Raw genomic sequence first — 13065 nt, 5'->3', positions numbered from 1 at the left:
TCTGAATGACCGGGATCGCCACCACGAATACGCCGCCAGGTCGCCGTGGTTCCGCGAGGGTGGCTCGGCAACCGCTAGCCTGACGATTATGGCGACACCGCAGTTCATCGTGGACCTCAGACGTCACATCGGGCACGAACGGTTGTGGCTGTCCGGTAGTTGCGCCGTCGTGCTTCGTGAGGGCTCACGCGGACCCCAGGTCCTCCTCGTCCAACGCGCCGACACGGGGGCGTGGACACCGGTCTGCGGAATCATCGAACCGGGAGAGCGGCCTGACCAGGCCATCCTCCGGGAGATTCAGGAAGAGACCGGGGTTGCGGCAGAGATCCTCCGCCTGGTCCGTGTCAATGTCGCCGCCCCCATCACCTACCCCAACGGCGACCGCTGCCAGTTCCTCGACCACGAGTTCCTGTGCCGGTGGGTCAGTGGGGAGCCTCGAGTGGGCGACGATGAATCGACCCGGACAGGTTTTTTCGATGTCGACGAGCTGCCCGAGATGGCTGCCCGCCATCGCCGTTGCATCGAGGTCGCATTGCACCCATCTGATGACGTCATCTTCAGCTCGGACGCGGATGCCGACGGCACCGACCGCAAGGAAACCCCATGAGCCTGTCTCAACTGTCCTCCCGAGTGTGGCGGGACGGGGAGGTTGTTGCCGAGTCGATCCCCTTGGACACTCTGAGCAACGAACTTGCCGACAACCACACGCTGAGCTGGTACGACCTCACCGATCCCGATCACGAGGACATCGACACCCTCGCCGAAGAACTCAATCTGGACTTCCACACCGTCGAGGATGCTCAGGCCCCCGGAGAGCGTCCCAAGGTCACCCGTTACCCCGACCATCTGTTCCTGACGACCTACGCCGCGACCATCGGCGAGACGGATGATCCCAACAGCCGTCTCATCGTTTCCCAGGTGTCGGTGTGGGTATTTGCCCATGGTGTCATCAGCGTCCATCGCGACGATCTACCCGAGATCACGGAAGTGCTCAACCGGCTCGACGCCAACCCCGATCTGGTCTCGAACGGCCCGATGGGTGTCGTCCATGCCATTCTCGACGTGCTTGTCGATGGTCACTTCGACACGGCCCAGCACTTCGATGACGTCGTCGAGCAGGTCGAGGACCAACTCTTCGACGACTCGATCGACACCCAGAAAGTGCAGAAGCGGGTGTACCGGCTGCGCAAGGAGCTGGTGCAGTTCCGGCGAATCGTGCTTCCGATGCGCGAGATCGTCTCGACGATCAGCCGTCCGAGTAGGGAAGCCGTCGCTGTTCCCCGAGTTCTCGAGCCATACTTCAACGATCTGTACGACCACTCCATGCGCGTCTCGGAATGGTCCGATTCCCTGCGAGACCTCGTCGCAACGATCTTCGAGACGAATCTGTCCATCCAGGACGCCAAGCTCAACGCCGTCATGAAGAAGCTGGCCGGGTGGGCGGCCATCATCGCCGTCCCGACCCTCATCACGGGGTGGTTCGGGCAGAACATCCCCTTCCTGGGTGATGGCCGACCGCTGGGGTTGTGGATCTCGGTCGGGCTCATCGTGGTGTCGAGCGTCGTGCTCTATCTGGTTTTTCGGAAGGAAGACTGGATCTGAGTAGGCCAATAGGCGTCTGACAGTGCAGAACTCTCGTCCTTAGATTGCATCAACTAGGGTGAGACTGCATGCCGTACCGGCACATGTGAGACACCCCGCGGCTGGACAGATCGTGCTGGCCGCCGACGACAAGCTCGCGGCCTATGCGCAGCGTGCGGTGAACGACATCCAAGACGGCTTGATTCCCAGTCGGCTCGGTTCTGCCGCCCATGCCTGGCCAGCGGCCAGCGGGGCTGCATATTCTCCTCCTGCAGGGTTCTCGACGTCGCCCGGTCGACCGGGGCCCTCGCGCACCCGTGGTTGTCACGGTCTCGGAGAATGAAGGGCTACTAGTGGGTAATTCCTAACCCGGTGTGCACTCAAAGGGAGCCTGACCCGGTTCTCCGAACACTGATTCTGAGGTGATGGTGGCCTCAGGGAAGGAGCTCGTGATGCCTGTTGCGAAGTCGCCGGAGTTCCGGCGTCGTGCCCTGGAACTGGCCGACCATCGCGAGCCGGTGCGAAGAACCTGGCCGGATCGGGTCCTGTAAGAGATTCTCTAACTAGCCGAGAAGCGCGCTTTCGCTGGGGCTGGTCTCAGGCGGCGATATGGATCGTGGCTCCTGCCACGCGGAAGGCTTCTAGGGCCGCGTCAGGTGCGTCTGGGGTGGTGACGAGATCGTCGATGTCGTCGATCTGCCCGAATCGGAAACTGGAAGTTCTGGACAGTTTGTCGCCTGTGACGGCCAGGATAGTGCGGTTCGTGGAGTGAAGGATGGCTCGTTTCACTTGGGCGTCCTGGTGGGTGGTTACGGTGAGGCCAGTGCCGGGTGCCGCAGAGCACGCGCCCACGACGGCGATATCGGCGCGGAATCCGTCCAGGGCCTGAAGGCATGAGGCGGCTTCGTAACGGAGGCTCTCCGCCATGACTGTGCCACCTGGTGTGGCGACCGTGGCTGTCCCGGTAGCGGCGAGGGGCAGGGCTGCACGCAACGAGAGACACAGTGCCGTCACGGGTTGGCCTCGCAGGGCCTCGGCCACGGCCGCCATGGTCGAACCGTTGTCGATCACCACCGCCATGTCGTCATCAACCAGATCTGCGACGGCATGGGCGATGGAAGCCTTGCCCCCCGCGTTCTCGGCAGCTCGCAGTGAGTACGGCATCGGTGCTCCCCGCAATGCCACCGCCACGGCCCCACCGTGGACCTTGCGGAGTTGCCCGTGGCCTTCCAGGTCAGTGAGGTCGCGCCGGATCGTCGCCGGGGACGCCCCTGTGAGTTCGACGAGTGACTCGACGGAGGTCGGGAACGGGCCCAGCGCCCTGATGATCATTCTCTGACGAAATACTCGTTGCACATGATTATTTCATCATAGATGCTGGAGGCATGACACATCTGTGGAACCGAATCTGGGCCGTACTCACCACACGTGGGACGACTGTCACGGCGAGCGTGTGCCGCCAGTTGAACGGTCAGGCAGGGGATGGCCATGGCGCGTGACGCGCTGCTCACCGGGATCCGGGCGGTTCTGCTCGACATGGACGGAACGTTGGTGGATTCCACCGAAGCCGTGGAGTCCATCTGGACCGCATGGTCACGTCGCAACGGCATCGTTCCTGCCGATGTGTTGGCCTACTGCCATGGCAGGGACGTGGCCTCAACGGTCACGCACTTCCTGCCCCAACTGTGCCAGGAAGAGGTCCGGGCGATGGTCGCCGACCAGCTCGATGCCGAATGCACACAGCTGGGCACCGTGAGACCAGTCACTGGAGGCCACGAGCTTGTCGGTTGGCTCGAAGGCCGCTCGATGGCATGGGGCGTCGTCACCAACGCTCCCCGTCGGCTCGCCCTCGCCCGGCTCGGCGCAGCGGGCTTTGCTCCGTCCCTGTTGGTCGCGTTCGAAGACGTCGAGCACGGTAAACCAGCCCCCGACGGGTACATCCAGGGCAGCCAGCGTTGTGGGGCCGTTCCTGCCCAGACTCTGGCCGTCGAGGACTCCGAGCCGGGCCTTGCAGCAGCACGCGCTGCCGGGACGGTCGTCGCGGCCGTGGGAGGACGCACCGACGCCGACCTGGTGTGCCACGACCTCCACGACCTGCGCAACCGACTCACTGGAGCCATCCAGTGACAGCACTGAGACTCCACCGGCCGTGAATGTCCGCGTCTTGCAAGCTCTCGGCGAGGAGGCAGTGCTGAACAGGCATCACACCAGCGAGCCTTCGCCGCGGCAAGGGGCAGAACGATGGCCGCTGAGCATCGTGCTGATGCCACCACCTGAAGCCAGTCAGGCACTGGACTCCCTGACCCAGACAGCGGTGGATCTGGCCGGCCCCACACACCTCCGCAGCGGCGCCCAAGGTTGCGCACACATCACAATCAGAGCCTTGGAAAACCGGCGACCCGTACCACCTGGAGATCCCCTCGCTATGAGGTGTGCGCGCGCGTTGGACCGAGCCTGTGCCCAGCACCCTCCCCTCACCATGAGACTCGAACAACTCGTGCTGACACCCGGTGGCGTCCTCGCCGTCCTTGATCCGACCGGCGGGGATGCAGACCAGTTCCGAACGTATACCCTCGGCCGCGAACTCGGTCCCGACGCCCACAGAGAAGGACCCATCAGTCAGCGAGACCTCTGGTACGCATCACTGCTCCATTTCCGCGGACCAATTCTCCAACCCCACGAGCTGGTCACCTGGGTCCGATCGCATCCAACTTCCACCGCATGGACCTTCCCAAAGGCGACCCTGTGCACTTACCGAACTACCACAACCGCCATGCTCCCCAACACCATCCACACGGCAGCCTTCCGACAAGTGTTATGACCGCGCTGGTCGAGTTGGTGGCACGGCCGCCTTGGTGCGGTCATCAAGCGCCCCAACCCGCAGGTTTCAGAGTGTCCTACAAACGGTGTAACTGGCTCCGGGCCATGCCCCCGGGCTGTGGGAATGTGGAATCCAGCATGGGCTGAAGGAAACGAGATGATCAGGACCATGGCCAGGAAGAACTACTCGATGAAGTTTTCGTCAGCCGACCGTTGACTTGTACGAGACCACCCCGGACGCGACGTTGAAGCAGGTCGCCGCTGACCTGCGTCGTCCGGGGAACGTTCGCGTTGTGGGTCAAGGACGTGGGCAACGGGGTGCGGACGAACAACGCGACGGCCGCGGCGGTCGCTGGGGAGTCGATGGCGGCGCGGCGCGCCCGGTTGGAGGCCGAGAACGCGCGGTTGCGCGCTGACAAGGCCAAGGTGGAGACCGAGTGCGACATCCCGCGTAAGGCGGCCAAATATTTCGTCGGGGAGACGAACTGGTGAACCGCTTCCAGTTCGTCACCGACCACCAGGCCACCCAATTCGGTGAAGCGGTTGTGCCACGTGCTGGAGCTGTCCCGCTCTGCGTTCTACACCTGGCAGAAAGCAGCCCCCGCCTGCCAGCAGCGCTGGAGCCGACGAGCAGTTCGGCGATCTGTTGATGCGGGACTTCACCGCCACCGCGTCGAACCAGCGCTACGTCGGTGACATCACTTACCTGCTGCTGGCCGGTGGTGGGAACCCGTATCTGCCCTGCCATCGACTGCTACCCCCGCAAACTGGCAGGCTAGACCGTCGCGGACCACATGCGCACCGAACTGGTCGAAGACGCGCTGAAAGCCGCCTGCGCGGAGCGCGGCAGCATCAGTGGCGCGATCCTCCACAGCGATCACGGGTCAGTCGACACGTCGATGGCCTACGTCACATTCTGCCGGACACTGGGTGTGGCCCAGTTCATGGATGCTGTCGGGACGAACTCGGACCACACAGTCTAACCGAGTCATTCAACGCCAGCCTAAAACGCGAACTCTTCACTGGAAACCCCACGTTCGCGGGGCCGGAGTTGCGTCGCCGCCAAGTGCTCCGCTAGGTCATCAGTAGCGAGCGGCCACAGCGGCAACCACATCTGTTCCCATTGTGTGGCCTCGGCCTCGATCATGATCCCACTCTAACTTCATCTCTGACCATGGGCAATGTACGCCACGAAAGCCAAGTCAGATAGTTCCGGGGTCTGGGGGTCCCCCAGGGGGATCCTTCCGTAGGAGCGAAGCGACTTCCGCTACACCGCCAGCTCACTCCGCCCCTGCCCTGCCCACTGCCGCCCCTGTGAGGCCCTTCGAGGTCTGGTAGTCATCCTTTCTCGCGTGTGGGGCTGTGCGGGCTTCTAAGCCCCTCTAGAGGGCCGCACAGGGGCGAGTACTGGGGCCCTGATGCTGGCGCGCATCTGGGTACAGAGCTGGGCTTGTTGGGCACTGTCCTTCGGACCGTGGAGGTCGACGGAAGCGAGTGCTCACCCCCGCACACAATGAGGACATGTCACCAACCGAGAAAATCTGACACACCTAGTGCATTCTTTGGGCCGAGACGCTCTTGACGGCCTCAATAGCGGTGATGACAGTGTGTGTTCTATGAACGTATGCTGGTGTGTATGCGGTTGCTGATTCATCCGAATGCCACCAAGCACGGTGTGGGTGCGGAGCAGATTCGGCAGGCGTACGAGACGGGTTCTGGTGGTGCTCGAGTGCGTCGGGGTGATGAGGATGCCGAGCCGGTTTGGTGGGCGACGATTGGGTTCGATGGCGCGGGTCGGTCAATCGAATTGGTGTTCGTGCGCGGTGTTGACGGGTCCGTGCTCGTGATCCACGCGAACTGGTTGACGAAGGGTTTTCTGGCTCAGATGAGGAGGGCGAGATGAGCGAGTTTGTGGCCGACAATGGTGTTCGAGTTACCAACGAGATGGTGCACCGGTGGGCGAGTGAAGCCGAGTCGGGGTTTGAAGGGTTGCAGGTCGAGCCATTCGAGGGGCGGCCCTGGGATGACATCGAGACCGAACCCCTGGAGCCTCACACGATTCGAGTCAGTGCCACCGTGTGGCGGTTGATCGAACAGGATGCATCCCGGCAGGGCATAACCGTGTCCGCGTGGACTCGCCAGGCACTTACCCGTGAGGTCACCCAGACCCTCAAAGCCAGCTGAGCCCTAATCGGTGCGCATACGCTGGATGATGGAGACAAGGTGATCGTGTCCCATGCGATGCAGCCTGAGACAGCCGCCCTGGAAGCTGCTGGCAAAAGCTCCGTGAACCTAATATGTAGTATTCTGCCTGCATGAAAAGAGTATTTTCTATTCCTGTCCTTGTTCTTGTAGGCTCCGCAGCCCTCTCCATGTCCCCCCTGGTGTCTTATGCTGCCCCGGTTGAAAATGGTTCACAGACTGAGATGAGGGCCGACGTAAAAACTGGAGAAGTTAAGGCTGCCGATGGGAAATCCGACGCCAATACCGCCTACTTTATTGACGTAAACACCGGCGATGAGGTTTCTTCGACACAAATTGTAGGAACGGATAGGGCCTACAGGAGGGGCAACTGCGGTTCCAGTGACGCTTGCTGGATGTCTGGTTACCCGATTGGTGACTTCGCATTCTTCAACAAGGGCACTACTACAGGATACTTCCCTCAGCGCCAGTCCTTCTATAGCGGCAAATATTACGCTAAAATCTGTTGGCTTAACGGATCTAAAACTGTGTGTTCCAAGAGCTATGTTCCCCCCAATAGCACCGTTTATATAACCGGAAATAAAGGGGCTCCTGTAACCGGGAAAAGCGTCACTCTTAAGTGAACTCTTCTGGAGTCTCATTCATGACGCGGATTCTTCGGCTTCGCTCATGCGGGAACCCTCCCGGGGACACCCCGGGACCCCCGATCATCTGACTCGGTAGCGCGAGGCCTACTCTCGGCAGTCGAGACATCAGCGCAGCGTCTAGTTCTGGATCCAGTCGTACTGCGACTGTACGAGAAGGCCCCTTCCCCATTGGAGGGCGTCCGGGACGAGCGCGCCGCATCGCATGGGATGACTAGCACTTGCTCGTCATCGAACACCAGCCCAACCAACTCGAACCAGCGCCCTGCATCATCACAACACACACGCAACATGCGCCCCGGGCGAAATAGGTGCGTTGTAAGCCTCGGCTTACAACGCACCTATTCAATAGGGTTATTCTAATGTGAATCAGCCTCTTCAATCCTACTAGTCAGAGCTCATAGTCTCTTTTCGCCTCGCTCGCGCGAACCGGAAATAACATGATTCATGTTCTTGCATCCTTCGTACAAGAAACCAAGCGCTAGAAGCCCCAACAGCACATGCTCCCAACGAGACAGCTGGATCATTCTTCCCGTTGTCAGCCACTCGATAACGGGAACTCCAATAGAGATTGCTATCAGCAGCTGCACAACCGGCTTATAAAGCTTGCTCTTCACGTCAAACCTCCTGCATCTCTTTTTTAATTAGAAACCCATGGCCGCCTTGCAGGGTGCCAGGAAATCAAGTCCGACAACCGCAGCGATCAGGTCTGCCGCATCTTTTGCCTCAACGCCCTTCAATTTGCGGAACTTCTTGAGGATTTGGATCGTCTTGGCAACACCACGTCGCTTCACGATTCCGATGGCTTTAACGGCGATAGCTCGCGCTCTACCTGCTGGGATAACGTAGCTTACTACGAATGCTCCTAATTGGGCAGTACATTGGACCCAGTTCATAGCACCACCCATCGGGTGAGCAACATGTCCATGCATTTTTGAATGCATGCTTGTCAACTCATCCTCTGACTGGATAAGTAGCTGCTCGCGTTCCATTTGAGCACGCGTTTCAGCATCCATCCGGTAAGCCACAACATTTCCTGAAGAATCACGATCTGCAGTAAACCCAAGAAACCGTAGCTCGGCATCCGAAGCGTGTTCTACATCAATCGCAGCGATGTGACTCAGGAGGTCAACGTCGCTCTGAGTAAGTTCACCGTCGGCTGAGGTAGCACTGATAACAGGGTTACTTGCGGGCTCGAGCGCTTGGGCACTGAGAACGCCTGTCGTTGACAGGCAAACACTGACTGCGAGAGTTGCAATCAGAGACTTCTTTGGAATCAGCAACGTAAACCTCCTCGTTTAAGTGTTGCCAGGGTGGACAGGAGTCTAGGGCCTGCAGGGTCCAGTAGCAGGGTCCTGGCGGCTGCGGGTTCCCGATAGTGTGTCGCGTCGTTATGGGCGTGGTGATGCCCGCCCGTCGATCGTGATGGGTGATGGTGCTTGCCCTAGTGGGGTCCACTGTGACACGGGTGACACTGGGGGTCCGACCACTGTGACACGGGTGTCACTTTCCCCCAAACCCCCTTATCAAGGAAGAACCATCATTAACCCCCCGTACCCCCCTACGCCCGGTCGCCTCGAGTGCGACGCCCGGGCCGGACGGGCCGGACGGGACCGATGAGGCATCGATGGCGGCGGCCGGGCCGCTTGCCCCTGAATGCCCCTCACCGGCTCTCTGTGGCCCCTCTCAGCGCATCTCAGGTTCGGGGCTAAGATTTGTACCCCCGCCCCCTGAAAGGATCTCAAAGCGGCTTCTACGCCCGGAAGGGACCCTTGGCCTGCTGCTTGCGTCTCTGTGTGCCCCTCTCAGCGCCTCGCAGGGACTTCTGCGTACTTGTTGCCCAGGTGCGGGGTTTCGGGGGCTCAGGGGGGCGGTGGAAGAAGGGAAGTCGCTTCGCTCCTACGGAAGGATCCCCCTGGGGGACCCCCAGACCCCGGAATTATCTGACTTGGTTCGTGGCGCACATTGCCTAAGGGGTGTCAGTTGTGTGTCTGAATCTGGTCGCGGAGGGTGCGTTGGGAGGGCGTTAGTAGTTCCTCGGGCATGTGGGTGACTTTGAGGGCTTCCAGGGCGGCGCGGTCGTCGGCGCTGATGTGGGTCTGTGCGTGGTTGCGTCCGGCTGTCGTGGCGAGTTTGGTGTTAGCTACGTCGGTGCCGACGGCGCCACATATGGGGCACTCCCACCGCACGCCAGCGCCGGAAGGTAAAACCACCGCGTCGAGAACTTTGCCGTTCAGGTACTCGCGACGGAGACGAGACCATTCCCGAGTCCACGCTTTTTTCTGCTCGCCGTACGTGCTCATGACACTTCATCAAGGTCGATGTCGAACAACGTTGGACCCTTGGCGGCCTCCTCAGCTTCACGAGCACGCTCCTTGCGAGCACGGAACGCGCGTCGTCGCGCGGTCGATGGGTCGATGCCGAAATGCCTGCCGGTCTCTGACCACGAATGATGTTCGTCGTCGTGGTAGGCGCGCATGGCTTCACGTTCGTCGGCCTTTTCCTGGAGCCACTGGTCACGCGGCACGGATGTCCATCGTTGGATACTGCGCGTTGAGAGGCCGGTGATTTCTGCAGCCTCTTTGGTCGTGCGACCGTTGCGCGGTACACGGAAGTCACTCATAGCTTCTCCAGCTTCTCGTTACGAATACGGCGCCGGGTAGCCCCGCTTGCGGGGCCTCCTTTGCGGCCTCCTTTGCGGCCGCGGGCGGATTGGATGGTGGTGAAGGTGGCTTGTGTGGCTGTGCTGGATTGGATCCACAAACGGGACTCCGTAGTGATCCAGCTGGTGATGGATCGGGCGATGCACGCGGCTTCGGAGTCGGGCAACGGTTCGGTGTAGTCGGCGTTGAGGGCGGCCACGTGGGCGGTGATCGCGCGGCCCAGGTCGGCGGTGTCGGCGGGGGTGGGGTGTTCGTGGCGTAGGCGGATGCGTCGTGCTTCCTGGTACGCCCACACACGAGCGGTCTCGAAGATCGCGCAGTTACGGCCCAGACCTGCCGGATTTTTCCGGCGGGTGCGTCGCCATGAAGGGGCCGGCATGAACCCGTGGGCGTCGAGGCCGGCGTGCAGCTCGTCAAGGTCGTAGAGGTGGTTGGTGATCCAGTGAGTGTCCCAGGCGGGGTGCTCGGGATTTTTGGTGATGAGCCCGGAGTAGCCGGCGTCCCCGTCGACGGATCGCCGGAGTCCTTCGGTGACAGCAGCGGCGTAGGTGTAGGGCCGGGTGTACTTGTGCGTGATGTGGGTGTCTTTGAGTGCCTTGTTGAAGGCTTTGGACCGGTAGCAGGAGCCGTTGTCGGTCAGGACCCGCTTGACGGTGATGCCCTGGCTGGCGAACCAGGCCTTGGCCCTGGTCCAGAACCCGGCGGCGGTGTCCTTGCGCTCATCGCTGAGGACCTCGACGTAGGCCAGGCGGGAGTGGTCGTCGACGGCGTTGTGGATGTAGTGATACCCACCCCCGCTGGCGGATCGGCCACGGTTGCGTACTCCTTGGGCGCGTCCGACCATGCGGTGGCCGCCGCCGTCGGGGATCCGGCCTTGTTTCTTGATGTCGACGTGGACCAGCGAACCGGGGGTGTCGTGTTCGTAGCGGACGGGTGTGGGCTGGGCGCGTAGCCGGGCGCCGGTGGCCTTGTCGATCCAGGTCAGGGGTGGGCATCCGTAGCGTTGCAGGATCTTGCCGACGGTCGAGACGCTGAGGTGCTGGTGGCGTAGGTGGTAGGCGATGCGTGCTGGGCCCCACTGGTGGGTGATGCGCAATCCCACCACCCGTCGTTGCGTGCGACGGCAGACCCGTCGGGGCTGGTAGTGGGGTCGGCTGGAGTGATCACGCATTCCGGCCGGCCCGTGGGCGCGGTAGCGCTGTGCCCAGCGTTGGGCCGTGGTGACGCTGACGTTGAAGCGTTCGGCGGCCCGACGCAGGGGCCAGCCATCCTCGACGATGCAGCAGGCCAGGCGCAAACGTCCGGTTTCGGACAACGGGGCATTACGGTGGGTCATGAGGGCCTCTTGAAAGTCGTGCTTTGTGTGGTAGCAACACACTCCACCCAGAGGCCCTCGCCCGTGTCCAGCCAGAGCTGTCTCTGACCAGCCCGATGTACCTAACCTGTGTGGTGGTTACAACTAGGTGCTGCGTACCGGTTGAGGGGCGCGCCAAGCGCCAATTGAGACTCATCCTGATTCCACGTCCAAAGCGCGAGCGAACGGCAGCGAGACCAATAGGAAAATGGCCACTAACCCCAATGCGCATAAGATTCCGAGCCTGCTGGCCAGAAATCCAAACACTGGTGGCGCTAAAAAGAAAGCGGCGTACGCGAAAGAGGAAACAATCCCCACCGAGCGGGTTCCAAAATGTCCGACGTGCAGCCCCCATGTAACTCAAAGGACCGTGGACGAACCGGAAGGGATCTTGTCGGCTTCAGTAATGAGCTTTCCCACGGGAATCCTCAATCAAGTCCTCGATGAGGCGACTCGGCCTGACAGGTGGGAAGGTCATCGCCCTCATCGAGCCCAATGACGCGAGGAAGCCGACCTTGCTGGCCGTCATGGCCCGGTTGCAGAAGCCGTCGGCCGGGACGGTAGCCGTTGACGGGATCGACGTTCACCGGGCCGATTCGTCCACGATCGCCTGCAAGCTCGCCGTGCTTCGCTTCGTCAGTCCGAATCGGTGAGTTGGACCGTCAGTCCGAGGTCGTCTTCCTCGACGACCCCCTTGGCAACCCGACGTGAGGCACATGGTTGAGGTCATGTCGACGGCCAGGTCACTGTCGATAGAGCATCTGGCCGCTCCCCGCCACATGCGCGTCCCGGCCAGCCGGATAGACGACACGCTGATTGCCGCGTACTACTTCATCCCACCTGAGAGGACGGTCAAGGACGAGTCCTGGCGACGCCGCCATGGGCGGTTCCGTCAATTTCAGACGGTGTCATGGTCACTCCCCGGCAACTCCCGACATCACCGGGCAAGGCTCCTAGACTGGCTGATGTGACGAAGATTGCACTAGCCATTGCCGGATCTGAGGCATCCGGTGGCGCCGGAGCCCAGACCGACCTCAAAACCTTCCACCAGCTCGGGGTGTTCGGATGCACGTCCCTGACCTGCATCGTCTCCTTCGACCCCAACAACGACTGGGGGCACCGATTTGTGCCGGTTGATCCGCAGGTCATCCACGATCAGATCGAGGCCGCCGTCGCTGTTCACGGCCACATCGACGCCGTCAAGATTGGCATGCTCGGCACCCCGACGACCATCGGAATCGTCGCCGAGGCCCTGGAGACATACAACTTCCCCAAGGTCATCGTTGACCCGGTCCTCATCTGCAAGGGTCAGGAAGCCGGCGCCGCCCTCGACACCGACAACGCCCTGCGCGAGCAGATCCTGCCGCACGCCGACGTCATCACCCCGAATCTTTTCGAGACCCAGACCCTCGCCGGGGTTGACGAGATCACCTCGGTCGAGGCCCTCAAGGATGCTGCCAAGAGGATCGGTGACCAGGGGGTTCCGGTCGTCATCGCCAAGGCCGGCACCTTGCTGGACACCGGCACCGCCCTGGACGTCTACTACGACGGCCACGACTGCGAGGTCCTTGAGGTTCCCGCCGTCGGTCAGGAGCGCGTCTCTGGTGCTGGCTGCACCCTCGCTGCCGCAATCACCGCTGAGATGGCCAAGGGGGTCAGCCCGCTGGAGGCGGCGCGCACCGCCAAGCAGGTCGTCGTCTCGGCCATCGAGAACCGGATGCACGGCAACGCCCCGTTCGACTGCGTCTACCAAGGTCATTACCAGGCGTGATCAGTGACGGTGGCCCCGGCGGATGTCAAC

Annotated in this window: 16 protein-coding genes and 1 pseudogene; 11 read left to right on the top strand and 6 right to left on the bottom strand. The window is 61.7% G+C overall.

Annotated elements, in window-relative coordinates:
- Positions 1–88 precede the first annotated feature (88 nt).
- Together O6R08_RS07805 and O6R08_RS07800 are read left to right on the top strand one after the other, a co-directional pair.
- Positions 89–607: an NUDIX hydrolase gene (locus O6R08_RS07805; protein WP_271419317.1), complete on the top strand. Its 519-nt coding sequence runs from the start codon at positions 89–91 to the stop codon at positions 605–607.
- Positions 604–1602, top strand: coding sequence for a magnesium transporter CorA family protein (locus O6R08_RS07800; protein ID WP_271417620.1), 999 nt, complete (start codon positions 604–606; stop codon positions 1600–1602). Before O6R08_RS07805 ends, O6R08_RS07800 begins: the two co-directional genes overlap by 4 nt.
- A 576-nt stretch (positions 1603–2178) precedes the next feature.
- Here the strand turns inward: O6R08_RS07800 and O6R08_RS07795 are convergent.
- Positions 2179–2913, bottom strand: coding sequence for a DeoR/GlpR family DNA-binding transcription regulator (locus O6R08_RS07795; RefSeq protein WP_408640103.1), 735 nt, complete (start codon positions 2911–2913; stop codon positions 2179–2181).
- Between the two features lie 204 nt (positions 2914–3117).
- On the opposite strand from O6R08_RS07795, the gene O6R08_RS07790 reads away from it, so the two are divergent.
- The 7 genes from O6R08_RS07790 to O6R08_RS07765 all read left to right on the top strand — a co-directional run bounded on the left by O6R08_RS07790 (position 3118) and on the right by O6R08_RS07765 (position 7226).
- The gene (locus tag O6R08_RS07790) at positions 3118–3708 is read left to right on the top strand and encodes an HAD family hydrolase (RefSeq protein WP_271419316.1); all 591 of its coding nucleotides are present in this window, start codon (positions 3118–3120) and stop codon (positions 3706–3708) included.
- 352 nt (positions 3709–4060) lie between these two features.
- Positions 4061–4402, top strand: coding sequence for a hypothetical protein (locus tag O6R08_RS11325; protein ID WP_333907882.1), 342 nt, complete (start codon positions 4061–4063; stop codon positions 4400–4402).
- A 290-nt stretch (positions 4403–4692) separates the two neighbouring features.
- Positions 4693–4893: a hypothetical protein gene (locus O6R08_RS07785; RefSeq protein WP_271417618.1), complete on the top strand. Its 201-nt coding sequence runs from the start codon at positions 4693–4695 to the stop codon at positions 4891–4893.
- A gap of 302 nt (positions 4894–5195) precedes the next feature.
- Complete coding sequence (locus O6R08_RS07780) at positions 5196–5384, top strand: DDE-type integrase/transposase/recombinase (protein WP_271417617.1); 189 nt, start codon at positions 5196–5198, stop codon at positions 5382–5384.
- Between the two features lie 746 nt (positions 5385–6130).
- Positions 6131–6304: a toxin-antitoxin system toxin subunit gene (locus O6R08_RS07775; protein ID WP_271419315.1), complete on the top strand. Its 174-nt coding sequence runs from the start codon at positions 6131–6133 to the stop codon at positions 6302–6304.
- A 41-nt stretch (positions 6305–6345) separates the two neighbouring features.
- Entirely contained in the window at positions 6346–6585 is a 240-nt protein-coding gene (locus O6R08_RS07770) for a hypothetical protein (protein WP_271419314.1), read from the top strand.
- Between the two features lie 131 nt (positions 6586–6716).
- Positions 6717–7226: a hypothetical protein gene (locus tag O6R08_RS07765; RefSeq protein ID WP_271417616.1), complete on the top strand. Its 510-nt coding sequence runs from the start codon at positions 6717–6719 to the stop codon at positions 7224–7226.
- Between the two features lie 419 nt (positions 7227–7645).
- Here the strand turns inward: O6R08_RS07765 and O6R08_RS07760 are convergent, their stop codons facing one another.
- From O6R08_RS07760 to O6R08_RS07735, 5 genes and pseudogenes are all read right to left on the bottom strand, one after another.
- Positions 7646–7864, bottom strand: a complete 219-nt coding sequence (locus tag O6R08_RS07760; RefSeq protein WP_271417615.1) for a hypothetical protein — start codon at positions 7862–7864, stop codon at positions 7646–7648.
- Positions 7865–7891: 27 nt separating this feature from the next.
- Positions 7892–8530, bottom strand: coding sequence for a hypothetical protein (locus tag O6R08_RS07755; protein WP_271417614.1), 639 nt, complete (start codon positions 8528–8530; stop codon positions 7892–7894).
- Positions 8531–9226: 696 nt separating this feature from the next.
- Entirely contained in the window at positions 9227–9550 is a 324-nt protein-coding gene (locus O6R08_RS07750; protein ID WP_271417613.1) for a hypothetical protein, read from the bottom strand.
- Positions 9547–9870, bottom strand: a complete 324-nt coding sequence (locus tag O6R08_RS07745; protein WP_271417612.1) for a hypothetical protein — start codon at positions 9868–9870, stop codon at positions 9547–9549. The genes O6R08_RS07750 and O6R08_RS07745 overlap by 4 nt, the downstream gene beginning before the upstream one ends.
- Before the next feature lie 410 nt (positions 9871–10280).
- Positions 10281–11246: pseudogene (locus O6R08_RS07735) on the bottom strand (IS481 family transposase); the annotation flags it as partial.
- 461 nt (positions 11247–11707) lie between these two features.
- Here O6R08_RS07735 and O6R08_RS07730 point away from each other — a divergent pair.
- Both O6R08_RS07730 and O6R08_RS07725 read left to right on the top strand, forming a co-directional pair.
- Entirely contained in the window at positions 11708–11917 is a 210-nt protein-coding gene (locus O6R08_RS07730) for an ATP-binding cassette domain-containing protein (RefSeq protein WP_271417611.1), read from the top strand.
- Positions 11918–12231: 314 nt separating this feature from the next.
- Positions 12232–13035, top strand: a complete 804-nt coding sequence (locus tag O6R08_RS07725) for a hydroxymethylpyrimidine/phosphomethylpyrimidine kinase (RefSeq protein WP_271417610.1) — start codon at positions 12232–12234, stop codon at positions 13033–13035.
- The last annotated feature ends 30 nt before the right edge of the window (positions 13036–13065 follow it).

The organism is Cutibacterium equinum, from assembly GCF_028021195.1.
GTDB lineage: Bacteria > Actinomycetota > Actinomycetes > Propionibacteriales > Propionibacteriaceae > Cutibacterium > Cutibacterium equinum.
The sequence above is the reverse complement of the archived record's forward strand: the minus strand, read 5'-3'. Positions and strand labels throughout refer to the sequence as shown.